Origin of the sequence: Micromonospora parva (genome assembly GCF_000718515.1) — a bacterium.
Lineage (GTDB): Bacteria > Actinomycetota > Actinomycetes > Mycobacteriales > Micromonosporaceae > Micromonospora > Micromonospora parva.
In genome coordinates this window covers 17,322-43,168 of record NZ_JNZS01000029.1, presented here as the reverse complement: position 1 = coordinate 43,168, position 25,847 = coordinate 17,322, and the positions used below count along the sequence as shown (strand labels likewise).

The 25,847-nt window shown below is 71.6% G+C and carries 29 protein-coding genes; 20 read left to right on the top strand and 9 right to left on the bottom strand.

Going from position 1 to position 25,847, the window contains the following annotated elements:
* Positions 1 to 51 precede the first annotated feature (51 nt).
* The 3 genes from IF22_RS0128560 (at position 52) to IF22_RS0128550 (ending at position 2,565) form a co-directional block, all read left to right on the top strand.
* Positions 52 to 1,005: a heme o synthase gene (locus IF22_RS0128560; RefSeq protein WP_030337330.1), complete on the top strand. Its 954-nt coding sequence runs from the start codon at positions 52 to 54 to the stop codon at positions 1,003 to 1,005.
* Positions 1,006 to 1,295: 290 nt separating this feature from the next.
* Positions 1,296 to 1,631: a hypothetical protein gene (locus tag IF22_RS0128555; protein ID WP_030337329.1), complete on the top strand. Its 336-nt coding sequence runs from the start codon at positions 1,296 to 1,298 to the stop codon at positions 1,629 to 1,631.
* A 13-nt stretch (positions 1,632 to 1,644) separates the two neighbouring features.
* Positions 1,645 to 2,565 (top strand): ATP-grasp domain-containing protein, encoded by a 921-nt coding sequence (locus IF22_RS0128550; RefSeq protein ID WP_030337326.1) that lies wholly within the window; start codon positions 1,645 to 1,647, stop codon positions 2,563 to 2,565.
* A gap of 189 nt (positions 2,566 to 2,754) precedes the next feature.
* On the opposite strand, the gene IF22_RS0128545 is transcribed toward IF22_RS0128550, so the two are convergent.
* Complete coding sequence (locus IF22_RS0128545; protein ID WP_167337351.1) at positions 2,755 to 3,720, bottom strand: COX15/CtaA family protein; 966 nt, start codon at positions 3,718 to 3,720, stop codon at positions 2,755 to 2,757.
* A gap of 98 nt (positions 3,721 to 3,818) precedes the next feature.
* On the opposite strand from IF22_RS0128545, the gene IF22_RS0128540 reads away from it, so the two are divergent.
* The 12 genes from IF22_RS0128540 to IF22_RS0128485 all read left to right on the top strand — a co-directional run bounded on the left by IF22_RS0128540 (position 3,819) and on the right by IF22_RS0128485 (position 13,596).
* Positions 3,819 to 4,619, top strand: a complete 801-nt coding sequence (locus IF22_RS0128540) for a helix-turn-helix transcriptional regulator (RefSeq protein WP_374224336.1) — start codon at positions 3,819 to 3,821, stop codon at positions 4,617 to 4,619.
* Positions 4,616 to 6,046, top strand: a complete 1,431-nt coding sequence (sufB, locus tag IF22_RS0128535) for a Fe-S cluster assembly protein SufB (protein ID WP_030337321.1) — start codon at positions 4,616 to 4,618, stop codon at positions 6,044 to 6,046. Before IF22_RS0128540 ends, sufB begins: the two co-directional genes overlap by 4 nt.
* 57 nt (positions 6,047 to 6,103) lie before the next feature.
* A complete protein-coding gene (sufD, locus tag IF22_RS0128530) occupies positions 6,104 to 7,249 on the top strand; it encodes a Fe-S cluster assembly protein SufD (protein WP_030337320.1) in 1,146 nt (381 codons plus the stop codon).
* Positions 7,249 to 7,575 carry a non-heme iron oxygenase ferredoxin subunit gene (locus IF22_RS0128525; RefSeq protein ID WP_030337319.1) on the top strand — a complete coding sequence of 109 codons (327 nt, stop codon included), beginning with the start codon at positions 7,249 to 7,251 and terminating at the stop codon, positions 7,573 to 7,575. Before sufD ends, IF22_RS0128525 begins: the two co-directional genes overlap by 1 nt.
* Positions 7,575 to 8,348, top strand: a complete 774-nt coding sequence (sufC, locus tag IF22_RS0128520) for a Fe-S cluster assembly ATPase SufC (protein ID WP_030337317.1) — start codon at positions 7,575 to 7,577, stop codon at positions 8,346 to 8,348. The genes IF22_RS0128525 and sufC overlap by 1 nt, the downstream gene beginning before the upstream one ends.
* A 20-nt stretch (positions 8,349 to 8,368) precedes the next feature.
* Positions 8,369 to 9,673: a cysteine desulfurase gene (locus IF22_RS0128515; protein WP_030337315.1), complete on the top strand. Its 1,305-nt coding sequence runs from the start codon at positions 8,369 to 8,371 to the stop codon at positions 9,671 to 9,673.
* Entirely contained in the window at positions 9,673 to 10,146 is a 474-nt protein-coding gene (gene sufU, locus IF22_RS0128510) for a Fe-S cluster assembly sulfur transfer protein SufU (protein ID WP_030337314.1), read from the top strand. The genes IF22_RS0128515 and sufU overlap by 1 nt, the downstream gene beginning before the upstream one ends.
* Positions 10,147 to 10,213: 67 nt before the next feature.
* Positions 10,214 to 10,660, top strand: coding sequence for a metal-sulfur cluster assembly factor (locus IF22_RS0128505; RefSeq protein WP_030337313.1), 447 nt, complete (start codon positions 10,214 to 10,216; stop codon positions 10,658 to 10,660).
* Positions 10,661 to 11,139: 479 nt separating this feature from the next.
* On the top strand, positions 11,140 to 11,772 hold the full coding sequence (locus IF22_RS0128500; protein WP_030337312.1) for a LysE family transporter: 633 nt from the start codon (positions 11,140 to 11,142) through the stop codon (positions 11,770 to 11,772).
* 344 nt (positions 11,773 to 12,116) lie between these two features.
* Positions 12,117 to 12,764 carry an acVLRF1 family peptidyl-tRNA hydrolase gene (locus IF22_RS0128495; protein WP_030337310.1) on the top strand — a complete coding sequence of 216 codons (648 nt, stop codon included), beginning with the start codon at positions 12,117 to 12,119 and terminating at the stop codon, positions 12,762 to 12,764.
* A 95-nt stretch (positions 12,765 to 12,859) separates the two neighbouring features.
* Positions 12,860 to 13,159, top strand: a complete 300-nt coding sequence (locus IF22_RS0128490) for a muconolactone Delta-isomerase family protein (protein ID WP_030337308.1) — start codon at positions 12,860 to 12,862, stop codon at positions 13,157 to 13,159.
* A gap of 77 nt (positions 13,160 to 13,236) precedes the next feature.
* The gene (locus tag IF22_RS0128485) at positions 13,237 to 13,596 is read left to right on the top strand and encodes a YybH family protein (protein WP_030337306.1); all 360 of its coding nucleotides are present in this window, start codon (positions 13,237 to 13,239) and stop codon (positions 13,594 to 13,596) included.
* 89 nt (positions 13,597 to 13,685) lie between these two features.
* Here the strand turns inward: IF22_RS0128485 and ypfJ are convergent, their stop codons facing one another.
* On the bottom strand, positions 13,686 to 14,606 hold the full coding sequence (gene ypfJ / locus IF22_RS0128480; protein ID WP_030337304.1) for a KPN_02809 family neutral zinc metallopeptidase: 921 nt from the start codon (positions 14,604 to 14,606) through the stop codon (positions 13,686 to 13,688).
* 263 nt (positions 14,607 to 14,869) lie between these two features.
* On the opposite strand from ypfJ, the gene IF22_RS0128475 reads away from it, so the two are divergent.
* Positions 14,870 to 16,474 (top strand): ABC-F family ATP-binding cassette domain-containing protein, encoded by a 1,605-nt coding sequence (locus IF22_RS0128475; protein ID WP_030337302.1) that lies wholly within the window; start codon positions 14,870 to 14,872, stop codon positions 16,472 to 16,474.
* A 73-nt stretch (positions 16,475 to 16,547) separates the two neighbouring features.
* On the opposite strand, the gene IF22_RS0128470 is transcribed toward IF22_RS0128475, so the two are convergent.
* The gene (locus IF22_RS0128470) at positions 16,548 to 17,147 is read right to left on the bottom strand and encodes a cadmium resistance transporter (protein WP_081884132.1); all 600 of its coding nucleotides are present in this window, start codon (positions 17,145 to 17,147) and stop codon (positions 16,548 to 16,550) included.
* Between the two features lie 216 nt (positions 17,148 to 17,363).
* On the opposite strand from IF22_RS0128470, the gene IF22_RS0128465 reads away from it, so the two are divergent.
* From IF22_RS0128465 to IF22_RS0128455, 3 genes are all read left to right on the top strand, one after another.
* Positions 17,364 to 17,591, top strand: a complete 228-nt coding sequence (locus IF22_RS0128465; protein WP_007462679.1) for a helix-turn-helix domain-containing protein — start codon at positions 17,364 to 17,366, stop codon at positions 17,589 to 17,591.
* Positions 17,592 to 17,637: 46 nt separating this feature from the next.
* On the top strand, positions 17,638 to 18,405 hold the full coding sequence (locus tag IF22_RS0128460) for an enoyl-CoA hydratase/isomerase family protein (RefSeq protein WP_030337297.1): 768 nt from the start codon (positions 17,638 to 17,640) through the stop codon (positions 18,403 to 18,405).
* A gap of 114 nt (positions 18,406 to 18,519) precedes the next feature.
* Positions 18,520 to 20,496 (top strand): ABC transporter ATP-binding protein, encoded by a 1,977-nt coding sequence (locus IF22_RS0128455; RefSeq protein WP_030337295.1) that lies wholly within the window; start codon positions 18,520 to 18,522, stop codon positions 20,494 to 20,496.
* Positions 20,497 to 20,583: 87 nt separating this feature from the next.
* On the opposite strand, the gene mug is transcribed toward IF22_RS0128455, so the two are convergent.
* From mug to IF22_RS0128425, 6 genes are all read right to left on the bottom strand, one after another.
* The gene (mug, locus tag IF22_RS0128450; protein WP_156057954.1) at positions 20,584 to 21,171 is read right to left on the bottom strand and encodes a G/U mismatch-specific DNA glycosylase; all 588 of its coding nucleotides are present in this window, start codon (positions 21,169 to 21,171) and stop codon (positions 20,584 to 20,586) included.
* Between the two features lie 29 nt (positions 21,172 to 21,200).
* Entirely contained in the window at positions 21,201 to 21,962 is a 762-nt protein-coding gene (locus tag IF22_RS0128445; RefSeq protein ID WP_030337291.1) for an SDR family oxidoreductase, read from the bottom strand.
* The gene (locus IF22_RS0128440) at positions 21,947 to 22,492 is read right to left on the bottom strand and encodes an SCO6045 C-terminal-like domain-containing protein (RefSeq protein WP_245233762.1); all 546 of its coding nucleotides are present in this window, start codon (positions 22,490 to 22,492) and stop codon (positions 21,947 to 21,949) included. Before IF22_RS0128440 ends, IF22_RS0128445 begins: the two co-directional genes overlap by 16 nt.
* On the bottom strand, positions 22,489 to 23,307 hold the full coding sequence (locus tag IF22_RS0128435; RefSeq protein ID WP_030337287.1) for an MbnB/TglH/ChrH family RiPP precursor modification enzyme: 819 nt from the start codon (positions 23,305 to 23,307) through the stop codon (positions 22,489 to 22,491). Before IF22_RS0128435 ends, IF22_RS0128440 begins: the two co-directional genes overlap by 4 nt.
* Positions 23,304 to 24,227 carry a TIGR04222 domain-containing membrane protein gene (locus tag IF22_RS0128430; RefSeq protein ID WP_030337285.1) on the bottom strand — a complete coding sequence of 308 codons (924 nt, stop codon included), beginning with the start codon at positions 24,225 to 24,227 and terminating at the stop codon, positions 23,304 to 23,306. The genes IF22_RS0128435 and IF22_RS0128430 overlap by 4 nt, the downstream gene beginning before the upstream one ends.
* An 82-nt stretch (positions 24,228 to 24,309) precedes the next feature.
* Positions 24,310 to 24,882 (bottom strand): TetR/AcrR family transcriptional regulator, encoded by a 573-nt coding sequence (locus IF22_RS0128425; protein ID WP_030337284.1) that lies wholly within the window; start codon positions 24,880 to 24,882, stop codon positions 24,310 to 24,312.
* A 77-nt stretch (positions 24,883 to 24,959) separates the two neighbouring features.
* Between IF22_RS0128425 and IF22_RS0128420 the strand changes: the two genes are divergently transcribed.
* A complete protein-coding gene (locus tag IF22_RS0128420) occupies positions 24,960 to 25,820 on the top strand; it encodes a carbon-nitrogen hydrolase family protein (RefSeq protein ID WP_030337283.1) in 861 nt (286 codons plus the stop codon).
* Positions 25,821 to 25,847 lie beyond the last annotated feature (27 nt).

Here is a 25,847-nt window from a genome sequence, read left to right as displayed (position 1 = left end):
GGTCCCGACCGATCCGATCTCCCCGTGCCCGATGCCGGAAGGTGGCAATCCGTGAGCATGATCACCGAGCGCCCCGCGAGCAACCCGGCCGGGCAGCATCCGGCGCGGGCGGCCGAGGGCACGGTGGCCCGGCGGGACGTACGCGCGGTCATCTCGGCGTACGTGACGCTCACCAAGCCTCGGATCGTCGAGTTGCTGCTGGTCACCACCATCCCGGCGATGATGCTCGCCGAGGGCGGGCTGCCGTCGCTGTGGCTGATGGCCGTCGTCCTGATCGGCGGCTCGCTCGCCGCCGGCGCGGCCAGCGTGCTCAACTGCTACATCGACCGGGACATCGACCAGTTGATGCGGCGTACCAAGCGTCGGCCGCTGCCGGCGCACACCGTCTCGCCGCGCAGCGCGTTGATCTTCGGTCTGGTGTTGGCGGCGGTGTCGGTCGCCCTGATGGCGGCGTTCACCAATCTGCTGGCCGCCGCGCTGACCCTCGCCGCGATCGCCTACTACGACCTCGTCTACACCCTGTGGCTCAAGCGCTCCACCCCGGCGAACACCTTCTGGGGCGGCGCCTGCGGGGCGGCCCCGGTGCTGATCGGGTGGGCGGCGGTGACGGGCTCGTTGGCGCCGGCCGCGTGGGGGCTGTTCGCTGTGGTCTTCTTCTGGCAGATGCCGCACTTCTACCCGCTCGCCATGAAGTACAAGGACGACTACGCCCGGGCCGGCATCCCGATGCTGCCGGTGGTGGCCTCGGTCCGCCGGGTGAACGCCGAGATCCTGATCTTCGCGTGGCTCACCGTGCTCACCTCCCTGGCCGTCTGGCCGCTGGGGCTCAGCGCGATCTACGGGGTGCCGACCCTGGTGGTGGGTGCCATCTTCGTGGTCGAGGCGCACAAGCTCTGCCGGCGTGCGACGCGCGGCGAGGCGGTCAAGCCGATGCGGCTGTTCCACTGGTCAACGACGTACCTGACGATCGTATTCGTGGCCGTCGCGCTCGACGCGCTGATCTGACCCGTCCCCACCCCGCCCGGTCGGCGCTTGACGGCGATGATCCACTGACTAATCATGAACGTGGATGAGTTGTCCGCTTTTAACGTCACATCAGAGTAACTTTCAGCATGAGCCAGGTCGGCTCAACTCAGGATGGTTCGGGGGCGTTTTGCCCACGTGGTTTGAGCGCAAAAGTCCTGATATAAACGGACAGCAAACCTGTGGTCGTCCTTAAACCTGTAGGTAATTGGCATCACAAAAGGTTCATGGTTCTCGCGCGACCGGGTGCAACTCTGCTTAGGCTTCGCGTCATGGCAGATGGTTCCGATACGACGCTGACGGCCGAGCAGACCACCGGCGAGCAGGCGCCCCACGGCCTGGTCGCGGGCCTCAAGGCGTTCGCCGCCGGGCACGGCGGCGCGAAGGCGGTCATCGAGTACGTCGGCAAGCGTGGCGCGCGGATCGTCCTGGTGGGTTCCGACGGTGAGTGGGGCGACCAGTTCGCCGACGACACCGTCACCGCCCGGGAGGCGTGCGCCAAGGCGGGAGTCACCGTCGAGAACGCCTGGGAGCGTGAGCTGATGGACCAGATGCGTCCGAGCAACGACCTCTGGCGGTCGATGGCCCGCCGCACGATGTCCCGCTGAATAGACAGTTGAATTGACCACATATCACCAGTCGGCCCGGGGGGAACCCCGGGTCGCTCTCGTCACCTGCTCCGAGCTGGCCGACCTCGACCCGGACGACCGGTTGGTCCTCGCCCCGCTCGCCGCCCGCGGCGTCGCCGCCCAATCCGTGGTCTGGGACGACCCCGACGTCGACTGGTCGTCCTACGACCTGGTCGTGCTCCGCTCACCCTGGGACTACGCGTTGCGCCGCGACGAGTTCGTGTCCTGGGCGGCGGGCGTCCCGGCGCTGGTCAACCCGGCCGACGTGGTCCGCTGGAACACCGACAAGCGCTACCTCGGTGAGCTGAGCGCCGCCGGGGTGCCGACAGTGCCGACGACCTGGATCGAGCCGGGGGAGAGCTGGCAAGCACCCGCCGAGACCGGCGAGTACGTGCTCAAGCCCGCCGTCAGCGCCGGCAGCCAGGACACCGGCCGCTACGACCTGGCCGACCCGGAACACCGGGAGTTGGCCGCCGCGCATGTTCGCCGGCTCTCCGACGCCGGCCGGGTGACCATGGTCCAGCCGTACCTGCGTGCCGTCGACACCGAGGGCGAGACGGCGCTGCTCTTCCTGGCCGGTCCGGAGGGGCTCGCGTTCAGCCACGCGATCCGCAAGGGTCCGATGCTGACCGGGCCGGATCTCGGCCCGGACGGGCTCTACAAGGCCGAAGAGATCACCGCGCGCACCGCCCGAGCCGACCAGCTGGCCGTGGCCGAGCAGACCCTCGCGGCGGTGCCCGGCGGCACTCGACAGCTGCTCTACGCGCGGGTCGACCTGATCCCCGGCCCGGACGGCAAGCCGGTCCTGGTCGAGCTGGAGCTGACCGAACCGTCGCTCTTCATCGGGTACGCCGACGGCGCCCCCGACCGGCTCGCCGACGCGATCACCACCCACCTGACCCGCCCCGGCTGACGGGGCGCCGGCCGGAAGATCGTGCTCGTTCATTGTTGTAGTGGTGTCCGCGCCTCGTGAGGCCACTACTTCCTGGTTCGAGCACGATCTTCGGCGCGGGGCGCGGGGCGCGGGGCGCGGGGCGCGGGGCGCGGGGCGCGGCGGTTACCGGCCCGTCGGGCGGTTGCGTGCCGGGGCGCGCGGGGGTTGTCAGGCGGGGGTCGGGACCGGGGTGGCCTCCTCGGCCGGGGTGGCCCGGGGCGCCGGGGTGACCGGCCGGCGTTCCCGGGTGGACCACTGCACCGCCAGGGTGGCCAGCAGCACCAGGCACGAGCCGAGCATGTGTGCCCCGACCAGGAGCGCCGGCACGTGGGTGAAGTACTGCACGAAACCGATCAGGCCCTGACTCAGCTCCACAACCAGCAGGATGACCGCGGCGCGGGTGGCCCGCTGCGCACCGACGGCGCGGAACGCGAAGATGAGCGCCACCGTGAGGCCGATGAGCAGGAAGACCGCGTCGGCGTGCACCTGGGAGATCGACTCCGGGTCCAGGCCGTTGCGGGCGGCGCCGTGGTCGCCGGCGTGCGGGCCGCTGCCGGTCACCCAGGTGCCGATGACCAGCACCGCGACGCTGACGCCGGTGGTGATCCGAGCGAGGGTGCGCAGCGGGGCGGGCACGACCGCCACGACCGGGCCGTCGGGGTCGACGATGCGCCGCCAGAGCGCGTACGCGGCGGCGATCACCGCCATCGAGGCGAGGAAGTGCAGCCCGACCACCCACGGGTTGAGATTGGTCAGCACGGTGATGCCACCGATCACCGCCTGCGCGGGAATGCCGAGGAAGACGGCGACGGCCAGCGCGAGGAGCCCGGGCCGGCGCGGCCGGTGGACCAGCACCGCCAGCACGGTGGCCAGCGCGATGAGGCCCACCGCGAAGGTCAGCAGCCGGTTGCCGAACTCGATCACCCCGTAGATGCCCATCTCGGGGGTGGTGACGTACGAATCGTCGGTGCACCGCGGCCAGGTGGGGCAGCCGAGGCCCGAGGCGGTCAACCGGACGGCCCCGCCGGTGACGACGATGCCCACGTTCGCGATGATCGAGGCGAGCGCGAGGCGGCGCAGCAGGATGCCGGAGACCGGACGGACGATTCGGTTCACGGCGCAAATCCTACGCACCGTAGTGATCGAGGTCCGTCCGACTCCGGCAGCTCGGTGGTTGGGATCACCGGGGCCCGGGTTTGCGGCCCTCCGGGTAATTACGTAACGTTGGCGTTGTGAAAAACGCGGCGGCGCTCTCCGGGCACCAACCGACGGCCGTAGCGGCCGTCGGTGCGCCGGTGTCCGCGCCCGCCGTGGGCACGTCGGCCGGCCTCGCCGGTCCGGCGGTGGCCGAGATCTCCACCCGGGATCGGGTCACCCGACTGCTGCTGGAACAGGGTGCCGCCACCGCCGCGCAGCTTGGCGCGGCGCTCGGGCTCAGTCCGGCGGCGATCCGCCGGCACCTGGACGCGATGCTCCTGGACGGTGACGTCTACGCCCGCGAGCAGACCGTGCAGGGCAGCCGTGGTCGGGGGCGCCCGGCCAAGGTGTTCCTGCTGACCGAGGCCGCCCGGGTCCGCTGTGGCACACACCACTACGACAACATGGCCACCGCCGCGCTGCGGTGGATCGCCCGCAGCGGCGGCTCGGACGCGGTCGAGGCGTTCGCCACCGAGCAGGTCTCCGCCCTCGAGTCCCGTTGTCGGACGGCCATGGAGGACGCCGGCGATGACCCTCTCGCCCGAGCCGAGGCACTCGCCGCAGCGCTCACCGCCGAGGGTTACGCTGCCAACGCGACCACGATCGCCTCCGGCGGCCAGCTCTGTCAGAACCACTGCCCGGTGGCGCACGTGGCCGCCGAGTTTCCTCAGCTGTGCGAGGCCGAGACCGCGGTCATCTCCCGTCTGGTCGGCACCCACGTGCAGCGTCTGGCCACCATCGCGCACGGCGACGGGGTGTGCACCACGCACATCCCGGCTCAGCCGGGCCGCGCTCAATCCGGTAATCCCGTCACCACTGTGAGGACAGATAGATGACCGAGCAGATCGTCCAGCCCCTGACCCAGGAAGAGCAGCTCGCCGCCCTGGGCCGGTACGAGTACGGCTGGTCCGACCCGGACGCCGCCGGCGCGGTCGCCCAGCGCGGCATCAACGAGGCGGTGGTGCGGGACATCTCGGCGAAGAAGAACGAGCCGGAGTGGATGCTCGACCTGCGGCTGAAGGGCCTGCGGCTGTTCGGCCGCAAGCCGATGCCGGCGTGGGGCGCGGACCTCACTGGGATCGACTTCGACAACATCAAGTACTTCGTGCGGTCCACCGAGAAGCAGGCCACCAGCTGGGAGGACCTGCCCGAGGACATCAAGAACACCTACGACCGGCTGGGCATCCCGGAGGCGGAGAAGCAGCGCCTGGTCGCCGGTGTCGCGGCGCAGTACGAGTCCGAGGTCGTCTACCACAAGATCCGTGAGGACCTTGAGGAGCAGGGCGTCCTCTTCCTGGACACCGACACGGCGCTGCGCGAGCACGAGGACGTCTTCAAGGAGTATTTCGGCACGGTGATCCCGGTCGGCGACAACAAGTTCGCCGCGCTGAACACCTCCGTGTGGTCCGGTGGCTCGTTCATCTACGTGCCGAAGGGCGTGCACGTGGAGATCCCGCTGCAGGCCTACTTCCGGATCAACACGGAGAACATGGGCCAGTTCGAGCGGACGCTGATCATCGTCGACGAGGGTGCGTACGTCCACTACGTCGAGGGCTGCACCGCGCCGCTGTACTCCTCCGACTCGCTGCACAGCGCGGTCGTGGAGATCATCGTCAAGAAGAACGCGCGCTGCCGCTACACGACCATCCAGAACTGGTCGAACAACGTCTACAACCTGGTCACCAAGCGCGCCGTCTGCCACGAGGGCGCGACCATGGAGTGGGTCGACGGCAACATCGGCTCCAAGGTGACCATGAAGTACCCGGCGGTCTACATGACCGGTGAGCACGCCAAGGGCGAGGTGCTCTCGGTGGCGATGGCCGGCGAGGGTCAGCACCAGGACGCCGGCGCCAAGATGGTGCACGCGGCCCCCCACACGAGCAGCACCATCGTGTCGAAGTCGATCGCCCGTGGCGGCGGCCGCACCTCGTACCGCGGTCTGGTGCAGGTGCTGGAGGGTTCGCACCACAGCCGGAGCACCGTCAAGTGCGACGCGTTGCTGGTCGACACCATCTCCCGTTCGGACACCTACCCGTACGTCGACATCCGCGAGGACGACGTGTCGATGGGGCACGAGGCGACCGTCTCCAAGATCAGCGACGACCAGCTCTTCTACCTGATGAGCCGGGGCCTGAGCGAGGACGAGGCGATGGCCATGATCGTGCGCGGCTTCATCGAGCCGATCGCCAAGGAGCTTCCGATGGAGTACGCCCTGGAGCTCAACCGTCTGATCGAGCTTCAGATGGAGGGCGCGGTCGGCTGACGCCGCCCGCCCTACCGAGCACCTGACACCGTCGTCGTTGAACAGACCAAGGAAGAAATGACTACCCAGGCTTCCGCGCCGCCGCCCAGCACCAAGTCGCAGGCGCTGCGCTCGTACGACGTCGCCGACTTCCCGGCCCTCACCGGCCTGGAGGAGGAGTGGCGCTTCACCCCACTCAAGCGCCTCCGCGGCCTGACCACTGAGGCGCCGGCCGTGGCCGGCGCGGTCCGACACGAGTACGGCGACCTGCCCGAGGGCGTCGCCATCACCCGGGTCGGCCGGGACGACGAGCGGGTCGGCAGTGTGCTGACCCCGGTCGACCGGGTCAGCGCGTTGGCCTACGGTGCCGCCGCCGACGCCCTGCTGCTGCGGGTGGCCCCCGACGTGGTGCTCGGCGAGGCGGTGCGGCTGCGGGTGGTCGGCGAGGGTGTCGAGCAGCCGGTCTTCGGTCACACGTTCGTCGAGGTGGGCCGGTTCGCCGAGGCGACGGTGGTGGTGGAGCACGTCGGGTCGGCCACCCTGGCCGACAACGTCGAGGTCGCCGTGGCCGACGGGGCGAAGCTGACCCTGGTCACTGTCGCCGACTGGGCCGACGACGCGGTCCAGGCTCAGCACCTGAAGATCAAGCTGGGTCGGGACGCCAAGGTCATCCACATCCAGGTCACCCTCGGCGGCGACCTGGTCCGGCAGTTCACCAGCGTGGAGTACACCGGGCGGGGCGGCGAGGCCGAGCTGTACGGGGTCTACTTCGCCGATGCCGGCCAGCACCTGGAGCATCGGCAGCTGGTCGACCACAACGTGCCGGACTGCCGCAGCTACGTCGGCTACCGGGGCGCCCTGCAGGGCGAGAGCGCGCACACCGTCTGGGTGGGCGACGTGCTCATCCAGGCCGAGGCGACCGGCACCGACACGTACGAGATCAACCGGAACCTGCTGCTCACCGACGGCGCGCGGGCGGACTCCGTACCCAATCTGGAGATCGAGACCGGCGAGATCGCCGGCGCCGGTCACGCCAGCGCGACCGGCCGCTTCGACGACGAGCAGCTGTTCTACCTGATGGCCCGGGGGATTCCGGAGAGTGAGGCCCGCCGGCTGGTGGTCCGTGGCTTCTTCGCCGAGCTGATCAACAAGATTCCGGTGGAGTCGCTGCGCGAGCAGCTCGGCGACGCGATCGAGGCCCGGCTCACCAAGGCCGGCGCCTGATGATCCGGATCTGCTCGACCGAGGACGTGCCGAAGGGCACCGCGATCAGCGCGGACGTCGACGGCACGCCCATCGCGCTGGTGCACGGCGAGGACGGCGAGTTCTACGCCGCGTACGACGAGTGCTCCCACGCCGCGGTCGCCCTCTCCGAGGGCGAGGTCGACGGCTGCACGCTGGAGTGCTGGCTGCACGGCTCCCGTTTCGACCTGCGCACCGGCGAGCCGACCGGCCTGCCCGCCACCGAACCCGTCCCCGTCTATCCCGTCGACGTTCGCGACGGAGACATCTACCTCAGCCTGACGCCGAGTAATGGAGTGACCCGATAATGAGCACCCTGGAGATCCGCGACCTGAAGGTGTCGGTCAAGCTGCCCGAGGGTGAGCTCAAGCCGATCCTGGCCGGCGTCGACCTGACCGTGAAGTCGGGCGAGACCCACGCCATCATGGGCCCGAACGGCTCCGGTAAGTCCACCCTGGCGTACTCGATCGCCGGTCACCCCAAGTACGAGATCACCGGCGGCACGGTGACCCTCGACGGCGAGGACGTGCTCGCCATGACCGTCGACGAGCGGGCCCGCGCCGGCCTCTTCCTGGCCATGCAGTACCCGGTCGAGGTGCCCGGCGTCTCGGTGGCCAACTTCCTGCGCACCGCGAAGACCGCCATCGACGGCGAGGCACCGAAGCTGCGCACCTGGGGTGGCGAGCTGCGCGGCGCGATGGAGCGCCTCCAGATGGACCCGGCGTTCGCCCAGCGCAACGTCAACGAGGGCTTCTCCGGTGGTGAGAAGAAGCGCCACGAGATCGTCCAGCTGGAGCTGCTCAAGCCGAAGATCGCCATCCTCGACGAGACCGACTCGGGCCTCGACGTGGACGCGCTGCGCGTGGTCAGCGGGGGCGTCAACCGGGTCCGCGACACCGGTGACACCGGCGTGCTGCTGATCACCCACTACACGCGGATCCTGCGCTACATCAAGCCGGACTTCGTGCACGTGTTCATCGCCGGCCGGATCGTCGAGCAGGGCGGCCCGGAGCTGGCCGACAAGCTCGAGGCCGAGGGCTACGAGCGGTACGCCGCCGGGGCCGGCACGGCCAAGGCCTGAGTGGGAGAGGCGCTGCCGAGATGACCAGCATCGCGATCCCTTCGGGGATGCCGCAGTACGACGACGCGCCGCGTTTCGACGTGGCCCGGGTGCGCGCCGACTTCCCGATCCTGGACCGGGAGATCAACGGGCATCCGCTGGTCTATCTCGACAGCGCCAACACCTCGCACAAACCCCGGCAGGTGCTCGACGTGCTCGGGGAGCACTACGCGCTGCACAACGCCAACGTGTCGCGCTCGGTGCACACCCTGGGCACCGAGGCCACCGAGGCGTACGAGGGGGCACGGGCGAAGATCGCCGCGTTCATCAACGCGCCGAGCGCCGACGAGGTGGTGTTCACGAAGAACTCCACCGAGGCGATCAACATCGTGGCGTACGCCTTCTCGAACGCCTCGCTGCGTCCGGACGGCGACCCCCGGTTCCGGCTCGGTCCGGGCGACGAGGTGGTGATCTCCGAAATGGAGCACCACTCGAACATCGTCCCGTGGCAGCTGCTCTGCGAGCGGACCGGCGCGACCCTGCGCTGGTTCCCGGTCACCGACCAGGGGCGGCTGGACGAGTCGGGCCTGGAGGACCTGGTCACCGAGCGGACGAAGATCGTCTCGCTGGTGCACATGTCCAACATCCTCGGCACCGTCAACGCCACCTCCCGGATCACCGCGCGGGTCCGTGAGGTGGGCGCGCTGCTGCTGCTGGACTGCTCGCAGTCGGTGCCGCACCTGCCCATCGACGTGGTCGACCTGGACGCCGACTACATCGTCTTCACCGGGCACAAGATGTGCGGTCCGACCGGCATCGGCGTGCTCTGGGGTCGCGGTGAGCTGCTGGCGGTCATGCCGCCGGTCTTCGGCGGCGGTTCGATGATCGAGACGGTCACCATGGCCCGCTCGACGTTCGCGGCGCCACCGGCCCGGTTCGAGGCGGGCACCCCGCCGATCGCCGAGGCGGTCGCCCTCGGTGCGGCGGTCGACTACCTGACCGGGATCGGGATGCGGGCCATCCAGTGGCACGAGAAGGAGCTGACGGCGTACGCGCTGGACGCGCTCGGCTCGGTGCCGGACCTGCGGATCTTCGGCCCGACCGTGCCGGTGGGCCGGGGCGGCACCATCTCGTTCGCGCTCGGTGACGTGCACCCGCACGACGTGGGTCAGGTGCTCGACTCGCTCGGCGTGCAGGTGCGGGTGGGCCACCACTGTGCCAAGCCGGTGTGCAGCCGGTTCGGCGTCCCGGCGATGACCCGGGCCTCGTTCTACCTCTACACCACCACCGAGGAGATCGACGCTCTGGTGGCCGGTCTGGAGCAGGTGCGGAAGGTGTTCGACTGATGCAGCTCGACCAGCTCTACCAGGAGATCATCCTGGACCACTACAAGCACCCGCACGGGCGTGGCCTGCGCGACGCCGACGACCCGGGCGACCGGGTCGCGGAAGCGCACCATGTCAACCCCACCTGCGGCGACGAGGTCACCATCCGGGTGGCCACCGACGGCACCGTGCTGCACGACATCTCGTACGACGGGATGGGCTGCTCGATCAGCCAGGCGTCGGCGAGCGTGCTGCACGAGTTGCTGCGCGGTCGGGGCACCGGGGAAGCTTTCGAGGTGCACGAGGCGTTCGTGGAGTTGATGTCCGGACGTGGCCAGGTCACGCCGGACGAGGACGTGCTCGGTGACGGGGTGGCCTTCGCGGGCGTGGCCCGCTACCCGGCCCGGGTCAAGTGCGCGCTACTGCCGTGGATGGCGTTCAAGGACGCTGCGGCCCGCGCCGGTGTGGGCGTGAGCCCGGAGGTGAAGGCGTGACCGTGCGTCAGCGAGCGAATGACACAGTGGTGCCTGGTGGCATCACGAAGCGATGCGGAGGGACGGCATGAGCGAGAACACCGCTACCGAGGCGACGCCGGAGGCCGGTGACACCAGCGTGGTGCCGCAGACCGACGCCGCGACGACCGATGGCGGCGCTGACGCCGCTGCCGCTGCGGGCGGCGTCAGCAAGGCCATGCTCGCCGACATCGAGGAGGCGATGAAGGACGTCGTCGACCCGGAGCTCGGCATCAACGTGGTCGACCTGGGCCTGGTGTACGGCGTACACGTCGACGACGAGAACGTCGCCACCCTGGACATGACGCTCACCTCGGCGGCCTGCCCGCTGACCGACGTCATCGAGGACCAGACCCGGCAGGCGTTGACCACCGGCCCCGGCGGCGGCCTGGTCAACGACATCCGGATCAACTGGGTGTGGCTCCCGCCGTGGGGCCCGGACAAGATCACTGACGAGGGTCGGGACCAGCTCCGCTCCCTCGGCTTCAACGTCTGACCCGAACCACTTCGTCGAGCGCGGCACCCGTCCGGGTGCCGCGCTCGACGTGTTGAACGCCGACGTGAACAAGCACGGGTCGTTCCGGTCTGACGCTGACGGTCGACCGTCAACAGCTCAAGATCGCGCTCGATCATTGACTCAAGATCGCGCTCGATCATCGATGTAGTGGCCTCGGTGCGTCGCCGAGGCCACTAGATCCTGGTTCGAGCACGATCTTGGCGGGGCGAGCCGAGCCGGGCCGGGGCGAGCCGGGGCCGGGGGCGAGCCGAGCCGGGGCCGGGGCGGGGGCGCGGCGAGCCGGGCCGGGGGCGAGCCGGGGCGGGGCGCGGGGGAATTCGGTGGCGGGGGCGCGGGTTCGGCGCGCAGGATGCGCTTGTGATTGAGGCGTACCCGATGCAGGTCCCTGTCCGTGCGGCCACTGCCGTGCGTCGACAGCGGCCGGTTCCCGGACGAGCCTCGACCTGCCACCGACGTCCGTGACCGGGGCGTTCCTCGCCGGCCTGGTCGCCGGTTACGGCGTCGCCATTCCGGTCGGCGCGATCGCGATCCTCATCCTGGGGCTCAGTGCCCGTACCTCGTTTCGGGTCGGTGCGGCCGCGGCGCTCGCCGTGGCGACGGCCGACGGGCTCTACGCGGCCGTCGCCGTGCTCGGCGGTGCCGGGCTGGCCGATGTCATCGCGCCGGTCGCCGGGCCGCTGCGGGTGGTCGCCGCCGTGGTCCTGTTGGGGCTTGCCGGGCACGGCCTCTGGCGGACCTGGTCCGCGCACCATTCGCAGCGGCCACCGGCGGAACGCGCCGGTCGGGGCATGAGCACTCCGGGGCGGGCCTACGCGGCGCTGCTCGGCCTGACCCTGCTGAACCCGATGACGGTGCTCTACTTCGCCGCGCTGGTGCTCGGTCGCAGGGACACGGCCGAATCGGGCGTGGTCCCCATGGCACTCTTCGTGGCCGGGGTGTTCCTGGCGTCGGCGAGCTGGCAACTGGTCATCGCCGGCGGCGGCACGGTGGTCGGCCGGGCGTTGACCGGGCCGCGTGGCCGGCTGGTCACCGGCCTGGTCTCCAGCGCGCTCATCGCCGCGTTGGCGGTGGCCGCGCTACTGCCCAGCTGAACGGTCGCCGCGCCGTGCCGCGCCACGCTGGTCCGTGCCGGGCCGTGCTGCGTCTTGCCGGGCTGGGCCGTGGCGGGCCGTGCCGTGCCGCGCTGCGCCGCGCCGTGCCGTGCCGTGCCGGGCTGGTCCGTGCCGTGCCGTGCCGTGCCGCGCTGTGCCGGGCTGTGCCGTGCCGTGCCGCGCTGTGCCGGGCTGGGCCGTGCTGTGGCGGGCCGTGCTGCGTCGTGCCGTGCTGCGTCGTGCCGGGCTGGGCCGTGGCGGGCCGCGTCGGGTCGGGTCGGGCTGTCGGGCCGCGGAGCCCGCCCGGGGGTCCGGGCGGGCTCGCGGTGCCGTACGGTCGGGCGGTGACCAGTCGACCCGCAGCCGGCGGAGGTCGGTGGGTCGAGGTCGATCCGGCCCGCGTCGGCCGCTGGGTCGAGGGCTTCGCCGACCGGCACGGCCCGCCCATCACCAGCACACAGGAGTACGGCCTGCTGCTCGCCGCTCCGGACGGGGCGACCGCCGAGCTGTACGCCCCACCGGGCGCGCCGGTCGGCACGGATGTGGCCGGGTTCGTGGCCTCCGCCGTGACGCCGCGCCGGATCGGTCTGCTGCTGGCCCGCAAGGGCGCGGTGGCGATCGGGGTGGCCGAGGGTGCCGACCTCGTCAGCTCCAAGGTGGACACCCGGTACGTGCAGGGGCGCACCGCCGCGGGGGGATGGTCACAGCACCGGTTCGCCCGCCGGCGCGACAACCAGGCGAAGGCCGCGCTGGGCGACGCGGCGGACCTGGCCGTACGACTGCTGTTGCCGGCGGCGGCGACGCTCACCGCGCTGGTCTGCGGTGGTGACCGCAGGGCCGTGGACGGGGTGCTCGCCGACCGGCGGTTGGCCCCGCTCGTGCCGTTGCGGGCAGAGCGGTTGCTCGACGTGCCGGAGCCCCGGCACGCGGTGCTGCTCGCGGCGGTGGGCGCGGCCCGCGCGGTCCGGATCCGGTTGCGCGACCCCGATTGACCTCGCCCTCCGCCGACCAGGTCCCAGGGGAGACGGCCGCCACGCAAAACGGGGTTCCCGCCGTGCTGCCCGGCTGGCGGCCGGAGGATGGGCGCGTGGAGTTTCTGGTTGACATGGTGACGACGGTGCCGCCCGGAACGTCGGACGACGGGGTTGCTGAGATGCGCGCGCGTGAGGCGGCCCGCTCGGCCGAGCTGACGGCGCAGGGCAGTCTCCTGCGGCTGTGGCGGCCACCGCTGGCGCCGGGGGAGTGGCGTACGTGGGGGCTGTTCCGGGCCGACGACGCCGACGAGTTGGAGGCGGTGCTCGCGTCGATGCCGCTGCGTGCCTGGCGGCGCGAGACCGTGACGCCGTTGACGCCGCACCCGAACGACCCGGGACAACCGCCGCGCTGAGCCTGACGGGGCTCGCCCCGTGGGTCGGTGAGCACGACAGGCACGTTACGCGGCACGCCGCCAACAGGGAGATCATCATGTCCGAGGCCCAGATTCTGCGTACCGTCCTCGACCGGTGGAAGTCGGCTGTCGACGCCCACGAGCCCGATCGGGTCGCGGCGTGCTTCACCGACGACGCGATCTTCCAGGGGTTGCAGCCGTACTCGGTCGGTCGTGCCGGCGTCGCCGCGTACTACGCCGGCCAGCCGCTCGGCCTCACCGCCGCGTACGACGTCCGGGAGATCCGCCGTCTCGCCGACGACGTGGTCCTCGGCTACCTGGAGGTGGAGTTCGGCTTCACCGACCGGCCGGCCCTGACCGTCAACCTCGGTGTGCTGCTGCGGCGGGTAGGCGACGACTGGCTCATCGCCCACTACCAGGTGTCGCGGCTCACCTGACCAGGGAGGCGCCGTCGGCGACAGCGTCTGGTGCCCGAAACAGATCGTGGCAGGCCCGCCGGAGGGGCCTGCCACGATCTCGGAACTGGTCAGAGCTGGTCGGTGCCGAAGGTGTCACAGCTCTTCGGGTCGCCGCGGTCGTAGCCCTGGGTAAACCAGCGCTTGCGCTGCTCGGACGTGCCGTGGGTGAACTGGTCGGGGTTGACCCGCCCGCCGGAGCGTTCCTGGATGCTGTCGTCGCCGATCGCCTCGGCGGCCTGCACCGCCTCGCTGATGTCGGACTGGGTGATGGACGTGAACAGCGGCTCCTGGCCGGTCTTGTCCTTGCTCTCGGTGGCGTGCTTGGCCCAGGCGCCGGCGTAGCAGTCGGCCTGCAGCTCGAGCCGTACGGAGGCGGAGCGGGGGCCGCTCTGGTCGCCCTGGCCGGCCTTCGCGTTGGTGCCGAGCAGGTTCTGGATGTGGTGGCCGTACTCGTGGGCGAGCACGTAGGGCTGGGCGAACTCGCCCTTGGCGCCGAACCGGGAGGCCAGCTCGTCGTAGAAGCTCAGGTCGATGTACACCTGCTTGTCGGCGGGGCAGTAGAACGGGCCGACACCCGAGTCGGCCTGCCCGCAGCCGGTGTTCACGGCCGCCTGGAAGAAGTTGGTGTCGGTCGGCTCGTACTTCCCGTTGCCCACCTCCGGGTACGCCTTCTGCCAGTAGGCCTGGATGCTGTTGACGTAGAGCGCGTTGCGGCAGCGCGCGTCGTCGAGGCGCTGCGGGTTGTCGCGCGAGCAGAGCTGCTCCAGGTCGGTGCCGCCGGCCTGACCGCCCTCGTCGCCGTTGGTCATGGCGTTGAGGCCGAAGCCGCCGCCGAGCAGCGCGACGAGCACTGCCACCACGATGCCGATGATGCCGCCTCGACCGCCGCCGCCGGGGATCGGGATGCCGAAGCCGCCGCCGGATCCACCACCCCGGCCGACGTCGTTGACCTGGGAGGTGTCGATTTCGGCCCGCTCGTTGAGTTCCATGGTGACCCCGATCGCCGTATGCCGGTGAGTGTCTTTTATGTGTTTTTTCGTCCCTCAAGTGCCGGACGGGGTCCGGACAGGCGTTCCCGTACCCGATGATCTTGATCGGTAATCCGGGCGGGCCGCCCGGCGGCGCCCGGTACACTTGCCAGGTGCTGCGCTGCGAAGGCTGAACCGCCCCGCGCCGTCGGGCCCCTTGAGCCCGCCGGCCGTTTCGCGTGCCCCGAGTCAGCCTTCCGAACCCCGAGAGCGAGCCCGCAAACATGATCACTGCCACCGGCCTGGAACTGCGCGCCGGTTCCCGGATCCTGCTGTCCGACACCACCCTGCGCGTGCAGCCCGGTGACCGGATCGGCCTGGTCGGTCGTAACGGTGCCGGCAAGACCACCACGCTGAAGGTGCTCGCCGGTGAGGGGCAGCCGTACGGCGGCCAGATCGACCAGCGCAGCGCCATCGGCTACCTGCCGCAGGACCCGCGCACCGGCGACCTGGAGGTCACCGGCCGCGACCGGGTGCTCTCCGCCCGTGGCCTGGACGTGCTGATGGCGCAGATGCAGGAGATCGAGGCCCGGCTCGCCGAGGACGCCGACGAGAAGCTGGTCCGCCGGTACGGCGCGCTGGAGGACCAGTTCGCCGCCCTGGGCGGGTACGCGGCCGAGGCTGAGGCCGCGCGGATCTGCGCCAACCTCGGCCTACCGGACCGTGCGCTCGCGCAGACCATCGGCACCCTCTCCGGTGGTCAGCGTCGGCGCATCGAGCTGGCCCGGATCCTGTTCCGCGACGCGGGCGAGAACGGCGGCGGCATCCTGCTGCTCGACGAGCCCACCAACCACCTCGACGCCGACTCGATCACCTGGTTGCGAGGCTTCCTCGCCAACCACAAGGGCGGCCTCATCGTGATCTCCCACGACGGCGCGCTGCTGGAGTCGGTGGTCAACAAGGTCTGGTTCCTCGACGCCACCCGGTCGGTCATCGACGTGTACAACCTGGGCTGGAAGGCGTACCTGGAGGCCCGCGAGACCGACGAGCGGCGGCGGCGTCGGGAGCGGGCCAACGCGGAGAAGAAGGCCGGCGCTCTGATGGCGCAGGCCGACAAGATGCGGGCCAAGGCCACCAAGACCGTGGCCGCGCAGAACATGGCCCGCCGTGCCGAGAAGCTGATCTCCGGCCTGGAGGAGGTGCGGGTCGCCGACCGGGTGGCCAAGGTGCGTTTCCCCAGCCCCGCGCCGTGCGGCAAGACCCCGCTCACCGCGACCGGCCTGTCCAAGTCGTACGGCTCACTGGAGATCTTCACCGACGTCAACGTGGCGGTGGACCGCGGCTCCCGGGTGGCCATCCTCGGGCTCAACGGCGCCGGCAAGACGACCCTGCTGCGGATGCTCGGCGGGCTGCTCACCCCGGACACCGGCGAGGTGCACGCGGGGCACGGCCTGCGGTTGGGCTACTACGCCCAGGAGCACGAGACGCTGGACGTGGAGCGGACGGTGCTGGAGAACATGCGCGCCGCCGCCGTCGAGCAGTCCGACACCGACCTGCGCAAGATCCTCGGCGCGTTCCTCTTCTCCGGTGACGACGTGAACAAGCCGGCCGGAGTGCTCTCCGGTGGCGAGAAGACCCGGCTGGCGCTGTCCACCCTGGTCTGTTCCGGCGCCAACGTGCTCCTCCTCGACGAGCCGACGAACAACCTCGACCCGGTCAGCCGGGAGCAGGTGCTCGACGCCATCGCCAACTACCCGGGCGCGATCGTCCTGGTCACCCACGACCCGGGTGCGGTGCTCGCGCTCAAGCCCGACCGGGCCATCCTGCTGCCCGACGGCGACGAGGACGCCTGGAGCGACGACCTGCTCGAACTGGTCGAGCTGGCCTGATCGAGGCAGCTCGACGTGCGCTCGACCTCAACGTGCGCTCAAGCTCGACCTGCGCTCGACCTCGGCGCTGCGGTCAGCCGAGCAGGTCGACCAGCCGGCCGAGCACGCCGGAGCTGACCAGGATCACCAGCCCGATGGCGATGAAGATCGCCGGCACCAGCCAGGCGCCGGCGCGTTCGACGAGCCGGACCACCCTCCGATGCCCGCCCAGCCAGGCCCCGGCCACACACCACAGGGCGATCAGCAGCACGAAGACCAGCAGGAACACCGCGCTGTCGGCCACCCCGAGGGCCCGGAAGACGGGTACGTAGACCGCGACGTTGTCGGCACCGTTCGCGATCGTCACCCCGGCCACGCCGAGCGCTCCGGTGACGACAGCGGGTGGCTCGTCGTCGCCCGAACCCCGCAGTGCGCGGACACCGAGCGCGATCGGCAGCAGGCCCAGCAGACCCGTCCACGGGTCGGGCACCACCAGGAGCCCACCCGCGATCACCGCGCTGGCCAGCGCGAGCGCGCCGATGCCGAGGTATTGCCCGGCGACGATCTGCCAGGTGCGGGGTTGGCCGGTGGTGCGGGCCGCGACGAAGAACAGCGTCAGGATGACGATGTCGTCTATGTCGGTGGCGGCGAAGACGACGGCCGCTGCGCCCGCGGTGCTCAACAGGTCGATCACGACCGAAGGCTACGGGTCGTCGGCAGCCGCCAGCGTCCAGCGGTGGTACGCCCGGACGCCGCGGCGGGCCGGATCGCCAGGATCACTCTATCGGGAAGCTGACATTGCATAGCGTGTCGGTTGGCGAAGAGTTGATATCTGGCGCATGATCGTCCGAGGCGGTCTAATAGGTGGGACCGTATCCGAACCGCACAGTCTGGGACGTGAGGACACAGCATGGCAGCCACTGGCACAGCCACCAGCACTGAGAAGGGTCGCCGGATCGTCGGAGCCGAGCGTCAGACGCTCGCCAAGGACCTGGTAAAGCGGTACACCTCGGGGGAGAGCATCCGCGCGTTGGCGGCCTCGACCGGCCGTTCCTACGGGTTCATCCACCGAGTGCTCACCGAGTCCGGCGTGCAGCTGCGTCAGCGCGGTGGTGCCCGGCGCCGCAAGAAGGCGTGACCCGCCCCCCAGCGTCGTCCATCAGCGCCGCGCCCCGGGACGTCCGGTGACCGCCGAGGCGACCGGGGTTCGGCTGACCTGCGACGGGCCGGTCGCCACGGTGACGTTGTGCCGGCCCGACGTGCTCAACGCCCAGACGCCCGCGATGTGGCGAGCGATGAGCGACTTCTCCCGTGACCTGCCCGGCGATGTCCGGGTGGTGGTGGTCCGCGGTGAGGGTCGGGCGTTCTCGGCCGGCCTCGATCTCGCGGTGGCGGGTGCCTCCGGTCCGGGGTCGTTCGCCGAGTTGGCCACGCTGTCCGAGCAGGAGTGCGCCGAGCGCATCGCGGAGTTCCAGGCCGGTTTCACCTGGCTGCACCGGCCGGACGTGATCTCCGTCGCGGCCGTGCAGGGCCACGCCATCGGTGCCGGCTTCCAGCTGGCGCTCGCCTGTGACCTGCGGGTGCTCTCCGCTGACGCGAAGCTGTCGATGGCCGAGGTGACCCTCGGCCTGGTGCCCGACCTGGCCGGCACGAAGCGCCTCGTCGAGCTGGTCGGCTACGCGCGGGCGTTGGAGATCTGTGCGACCGGCCGCCGGTTGGACGCCGCCGAGGCGGACCGGATCGGCCTGGCCACCCTGGTCGTGCCGCCAGCCGAGCTGGACGGTGCGGTGCGGGACCTGACCGCCGGCCTGCTCTCCGGAGCCCGCGACGCGGTGGTGGAGATCAAGGCGTTGCTCGCCGGCGCGGCCGGGCGGTCGCACGCCGACCAGCAGCGCGCCGAGCGGGAGGCGCAGACCCGTCGGCTGCGTGACCTTGCCGGCACTGGAGAATAGGTAAGGACCGCACGGGAAGATCCGGGTTACGGCTGGGGTTGTCACACTCGTCGGGAGAATTGACCTGACGGTGCGGTCTGCCCGGCAACCCGGAGGTGAGCGATGTCCAACCCGATGTCCGGCGGTGGCATGGCCGGGTGGAGCATGCTCCGGTCGATGCGCAACAGCGACGAGGTCTCCACCCACCGCCTCAAGCGGGGGGTGGCCCGCCGCATCGTGGCCTTCGCGCGCCCCTACCGGCGCGACATCGTCATCTTCCTGATCACCGTGGTGCTGGCGGCCGTCATCGGCGTGGCCACACCGGTGCTCGCCGGCGACGTCATCAACGCGATCAACCGAGGCGGCGACGAGGCCGGCCGACTCGTGGTGCGGCTGGCCCTGTTCATCGCCGCGCTGGCGGTCGCCGACGCACTGCTCTCACTGGCCCAACGGTGGTATTCGGCCCGGATCGGCGAGGGCATCATCTTCAACCTGCGCACCCGGGTCTACGACCACGTGCAGCGGATGCCGTTGCAGTTCTTCACCCGTACCCAGACCGGGGCGCTGGTCAGCAGGCTCAACAACGACGTCCTCGGCGCCCAGCGGGCGTTCACCTCGACGTTGTCCGGCGTGGTCAGCAACGTCATCCAGTTGGTGCTCACCGCGGCGGTGATGTTCACCCTCTCCTGGCAGATCACCGCGCTCTCGCTGGTGCTGCTCCCGATTTTCATCATTCCGGCCCGCCGGGTCGGTCGGCGGCTGGCCGAGATCACCCGGGAGTCGTACAACCTCGACGCCAAGATGAACGCGACCATGACCGAACGGTTCGGGGTGGCCGGCGCACTGCTGGTGAAGCTCTTCGGTCAGCCCGAGATCGAGGCCCGCCGGTTCGCCGGGCGGGCCGAGCGGGTCCGCGACATCGGCATCCAGTCCGCCATGTACTCCCGCACCTTCTTCGTGGCGATGCTGTTGGTCGCCTCGCTGGCGCAGGCGCTGACCTACGGCCTCGGCGGCTGGCTCGCGGTGACCGGCGGTGTCAGTGCGGGCACCGTGGTGACCCTCGCGTTGCTGCTCACCCGCCTGTACGGTCCGCTCACCGCGCTCTCCAACGTCCGGGTGGACGTGATGAGCGCGCTGGTCTCCTTCGACCGGGTCTTCGAGGTGCTCGACCTCAAGCCGGGCATCGTGGAGAAGCCCGACGCCGTGGCGGTGCCGCGTGGCAGCGGCCGGGTCGACTTCCGCGACGTGCGGTTCCGCTACCCGAGCGCCGCCGAGATCTCCCTCGCCTCGCTGGAGGAGGTCGCCACCCTCGACCGGACGATCAACGAACCGGTGCTCAAGGGCGTCTCGTTCAGCGTCGAGCCGGGGCAGATGGTCGCGCTGGTCGGCCCGTCCGGGGCGGGCAAGTCGACGCTGTCGATGCTCATCTCCCGGATCTACGACGTCAGCGACGGCCAGGTGCTGGTCGGCGGGGTGGACGTGCGCGACGCGACGCTCGCCTCCCTGCGCGACGAGATCGGTGTGGTCACCCAGGATTCGCACCTGTTCCACGAGACGATCGCCGAGAACCTGCGCTACGCCAAGCCGGACGCCACCGACGACGAGATCTGGGCCGCGCTGGCCGGAGCGCAGGTCGCCGACCTGGTCCGGTCGCTGCCCGACGGGCTGGACACCACCGTGGGGGAGCGCGGCTACCGGTTCTCCGGCGGCGAGAAGCAGCGCATCGCCATCGCCCGCCTGCTGCTCAAGGCCCCGTCGATCGTGATCCTCGACGAGGCGACCGCACACCTGGATTCGGAGAGCGAGGCGGCGGTGCAGCGTGCGCTGTCGGTGGCGCTGACCGGGCGGACCGCCCTGGTGATCGCGCACCGGCTCTCCACGGTGCGCGATGCCGACCAGATCCTCGTTCTCGACGGCGGGCGGATCGTCGAGCGGGGGCGACACGACGAACTGGTGGCGGTCGGCGGGCTCTACGCCGAGCTGTACCGGACCCAGTTCGCTGTCGCCGACTCGCCCACCCCGTTCGTCGACGCGACCGGCCCCGAGCCGGTGGTCATGCCACTGGGCACGTACGTCGCGGACGAGGCCATGCCGCCCGCCGCCGCCAACTGACGGCTGCCGGCCTTGATCGACTCGGGTTCCCTGAAGTCGGGGTGTCCTGGTCGCGTTGACCGCCCGACTTCCTGAAAACCGAGTCGATCAAGGGGCGGTTACCTCGGTGGCCTCCCGCAACTCGGCGAACGCCAGGCCCAGGGTGACCGGGGTGAAGTGGGCGTTCAGGCCGCTCGGGTTGGGCAGCACCCACAGCCGCGCCCCGGCCAACGACTCCGGTTGCGGCCCGAAGGTTGCCTTGGGCCGTTGGAAACCGATCCGGTACGCGGTTACCCCCACCACCGCCACCCAACGCGGCCGGTACCGGGCCACCTTGTCGGTCAGGATCGCCGCTCCGTCGAGGAGTTCCTCGGTGCTGAGTTCGTCCGCGCGGGCGCTGGCCCGGGCGGCCATGTTGGTGATGCCGAGCCCGAGCGCGGGCAGCTCGTCCTGTTCGCTGGGGTGCAGCAGTCGGGGAGTGAACCCGCCCCGGTGCAGGGCAAGCCAGAACCGGTTGCCGGGCCGGGCGAAGTGCCAGCCGGTGGCAGCCGACCAGAGGCCGGGGTTGATGCCGACGAAGAGCACCGCCAGCCCCGGCGCGAGCACGTCGGGGATGGTCCGGTCAGCGGCCGCCGCCAACTCCGCCCGGGTCGGCCCGGCCGCTCTGTCGGTGCGGGCCGGCTTCGACGGTGTCACGGCCCGGGTGGGCCGGGCCCTGTCGGGGGTCACAGCCCGCGTAGCGCGCCGCCGTCGACCGGCACTGTGATCCCGGTGAGGTAGCTCGCGGCGGGGGAGAGCGCGAACGCGGCCACCCGACCGAACTCGGCCGGGTCGCCGATGCGGCGCAGCGGGATGCCGGCCTCCGCCTCGGCGCGGGCCCGCTCCGGGTCGCCGGTAGCTCCGAACAGCTCCCGGTTGCGATCGGTCATGATCCGGCCGGGCAACAGGCCGACCACGCGGACGCCCCGAGGGCCGTAGTCGTCGGCGATGTCCTTGGCGGCCCCGACCAGGCCGGGCCGCAGACCGTTGGAGATGCCGAGACCGGGCACCGGGCCACGCGCCGAGGTGGAGAGCACCAGCCCGATCGCGCCGCCCTCGGGCAGGGCGTTGGCGACAGTGCGTACGGCGCGGATGGTGCCCAGGAAGACCGTCTCGAAGGAGAGCCGCCACTGCTCGTCGGTGACCGCTGCGGCGTTGCCGGGCGGTGGCCCACCGACCGAGATCAGCGCGCCGTCGAGCCGGCCGAAGTGCTGCTGGGCGGCGGCGACGAGCTGCCCCGGGGTCTCCGGGTCGGCCAGGTCGCCGGTCAGCCCGATGGCGTGCTCCGGCCCACCCAGCTGCTGCGCGGCGGCGGCCACGGCGTCCGCGTCCCGGGCCGAGAGGACCACCCGTGCACCGTCGGCGACCAGGCACTGCGCTGTCGCGAAACCCAGGCCGCGGGAGGCGCCGGTGAGGACGTACACGCGGTCGGTCAGTCCGAGATCCATAATGCCGATCCTGCCGCATCCGAAACGCCGTCGCCAGCACGGGTGGATACCCGCGGGGCGGGGCGCAGCAGGCGTACCCGGCCGGCGATCTGCACCGCGACGGCCCCGCCGGCGCGGCCCACCGCCGGCAACCGGCGCGGACGTGGCGGCCGCAGCCCGTCGTAGCGCAGGAGTGCCTCCCGGGCGGCCAGCTCCTCGGCTGCCGGCGGCGGCAGCGCACGTTCGGCGTGCAGCGCGCGGGCCAGGTCCCAACCGTCGCGCAGCGACCCGGCGGTGGGTCGCCGCTCGGCCCAGCCGGCGAAGGTCGTCGTCCACCTGGCACCGAGGCTGGCGGCGAGCAACGGCCAGTGCCGGGCGACGGCACCGGCCCGTTTGCGCAGCAGGGCCGCGCGGGTGGCGGCCAGCGGGCCGGGCGCGAACCCCGGCGGGGGTGGCCCTCCGGCGACGAGCGCGGCGACCAGTTCGGCCTGCCGTTCGGCGAGCCCGGCGCGGGGCGCGGCTGTCGGGTCGCCGTGGGGCGCGCCGGTCATGTGACGGCCGGGAAGCCCGCGGCGGCGGCCAGGGCGTCCAGTTCGGCGCGGAGTTCAGGGGCCGGCGGGTAGTGGCCGTCGCGTTCCAGCAGCAGCGCCGGTGGCCGCTGCCGGGCGCAGAGCGCGCCGACCAGCTCCAGCACCGCTGACGGAACCGGGTCGGTGTGGGTGTCGTGGTAGAAACCGCCGTACTCCGCGCCGCCGGCCACATGGGCGTACGCGATCCGCTCCAGCGGCAGACGGTCCAGCAACGCCAGCGGGTCGGCGCCCCGGTTGCGGGCGTTGGCGTGCACGTTCGCCACGTCCAGCAGCAGCAGGGCCCCGGTCCGGTCGAGGATCTCGGTGAGGAAGTCCGCCTCGTCCAGCTCGTCGTCGGGCCAGTCGACCAACGCGGCGATCGGTTCCAGCGCGATGGGCACCGGCAGGTCGGCCTGGGCCCGCGCCACGTTGGCGCAGACCGCGTCGACGGCTTCCCGGCTGCGCGGCAGCGGCAGCAGGTGCCCGGCCTCCAGACCGCCGGCCCTGACGAACGCGATGTGTTCGCTGATCAGCGGGGCGTCCAGGCGTTGCGCCACCGCGGCCAGGTGGCCGACCCGGGCCGGGTCGACCGGCTCGGCGCCGCCGAGGGAGAGCCGCACCCCGTGCGGTACGACTGTCACCGCGCGTTCCCGCAGCTGTGTCAGCCCGGGTGGGAGCGGCCCGGACGCGGGCACCCCCTCGGCCACCACTTCGACGAAGCGCAGGCCGGGCAGGTCGGCCACGAAGCCGGCGATCTCCGGACGCCAGCCGATGCCGACCCCGGACGGGCCGGTCATCCGCCGCACCCCCCGCCGCCGCACCCGCCACCACCGCCGCAGGAGCTGCCACCGTCTCCACCGGAGCTGTCCCCGCCGCCGGAGGACCCGTCGGACCCGCCCGTCCATCCGCTGCCGGAGGCGGCCTGGCGCTGAATCTCGGCCTGTTCGGCGAAGCCCGGGTCGAGTGCCCAGAGCGAGGCGGTGCCGTACAGGGCGACGCCCATCGCCGCGCCGGCCGCCCCGTAGGTGGCGTAGGCGGGTGCGGAGGCGGGCGCGAGGTGGGTGTGCTCGCGGCGGACGGAACGCACTGCCGATCGGCCGGCCCGGGTGAGCATGGGCGCCCGGCGCAGCACGAGCGTGATGATCAGCAGCGGAACCAGTGTCAGCAGCAGGTAACCGACCGGGTGACCGTTGAACAGGCCGGAGACCAACCGGAGCACACCGAGGCCCAGCAGGGCGATCAGGATCGTGGCCCAGAAGCGGGCGCGGGCGCGCTGCGCGTCGTCGGTGAGCAGTCCGCGCTGCTCCAGGCCGTTGCGGATCTGGTGCAGCGCGGTGCGTACCCGCTCGTCCTGCGGGAGGTCCCCGACCCGGGCGTGCTGGTGGGCCGCCCAGTGGATGGCCTGATCCAGCGGGGTGAGCCCGGTCGGCGCGGCCCCGACGGTGGTCAGCCGGCGGTCCGGTCGCACGCCGATCGCTCCGCTGGCGCGCAGCCCGCCGAGCGCGGCGTGTACGGCCAGCCGAGGCCCCCCGTTGAGGTACGCGACCTGCTGGGGCCCGAGGGGGTCGGTGGTCATGGCGCCGGTCGATCCGGCGGCGAGCCGGACCCGGTGGTACGCCGCGATCACCACCACCAGGATGGCCGCTGCGAGGTAGTACCGGAGGAAGGTCGGGCCGGAGATGCCCCAGGTGTCACCGGACGCGGCGTGGACGCTCATCGACTGCTCCTGTCACCGGAGGGGATCGGCGGCCCCATTGTGGAGCAGCCTCGCCACGGTCGACCGACCGGTGCCCGCGCGGTCAGTGCCGGCGGACCGCCTCCTCGACCAGGTCGAGCACCGGGCCCAGGTCACCGGCCGGTCGACCCATGGCCAGGTGCAGCACCAGACCGTCGTAGGCCAGCTCCAGGAACTGGGCCAGCACGTCGATCGGTACGTCCTCACGCAGCACCCCGGCGTCGCGCTGGCGGGCCAGCCGGTCCCGGGTCGCCTCCGCGATCGCGGCGGACCGCTCGGCCCACCGTTTGGCGAACGCGGGGTCGGTGCGCAGCCGCCGGGAGACCTCCAGTTGGCTGCCCAACCAGCCGGTGGTGTCGGGGGAGACGGCGCGGGCCAGCAGATCGCGCATCACCTGCACCAGACCGTTGCGGGCCACCGTCTCGACCATGGCCGCGGCGTCGTCCTCGGCGACGGCCAGGAAGAGCGAGTCCTTGTCGCGGAAGTGGTGGAAGATCGCGCCGCGGGACAGACCGGTGGCCTCCTCAAGGCGGCGTACGGTCGCGCCCTCGTAGCCGAGCCGGGCGAAACACGCCCGGGCGGCGGCGAGGATCTCCTGCCGGCGCGCGTCGAGCTGGTCCTGACTTACTCTGGGCACACGTCGATCGTCGCAGGTCAACCCGGGGCACGCAAACCGTACGTACGGCTTGGGATGTTGCCGTTTACCATCGCCCGGTGACCCAGCCCCACACCGTGCCCAGCTCCCCGCTGACAGTGGCCACCGTCCAGGCCACCCCCACGCCGGGCGACGTCGCCGGCAACGCGCTCGTCGCCGCCGACCTGGTCCGCCAGGCGGGCGAACGGGGCGCCCGGGTGGCAGTCCTGCCGGAGTTGTTCCTCTGCGCGTACCACCCGCCGGCCCTCGCCGCCGACCCGGCCGGCACGGACGTCGCCGCCGATCAGGGCGGGATGGTCGCGGATCCCCGGCTCGACCCGCTGCGCGTCGCGGCGCGCGAGGCCGGCGTCACCGCGCTGGTGGGCGCGGCCGTGCGGCACCCGGACGGCCGGCGGACCATCGCGGCGCTGGTGGTCGACCGGGCCGGCGAGGTGCGGGTCGGTTACGACAAGCAGCAGTTGTGGGGTGACGAACGGGAGCTGTTCGTCCCCGGCGATCGGGGTGCCACGCTGCTCGTCGACGACTGGCGGCTCGGGCTGGGCATCTGTTATGACGGTTGTTTCCCGGAGCACGGCCGGGCCGCCGCCCTCGACGGCGCACACGCCTACCTGTGCCCGAGCGGGTACCTGACCGGCTCCGAACACCGCCGGGATCTCTACTACGCCGCGCGGGCCCTGGACAACACGATGTTCGTGGTCTTCGCCAACGCGGTCGGCGGCGTCGACCCGTGGCGGTTCAACGGTGGCGCGGCCATCTACGACCCGGAGGGGCGGGTGCTGGCTCGCGGGGCCGACGACGGCACGGCGGTGCTCGTGGCGTCGCTGGATCCGGCCGTGCTCGCGGCCACCCGGGCGGCCCACTCGATGCTCGTCGATCGGCTGCCGGAGCAGGGCGGCGCGCGGGTGTCGATGCCTGGCTGAGCCCTTCGTCAGGTCGATACCCGCCGC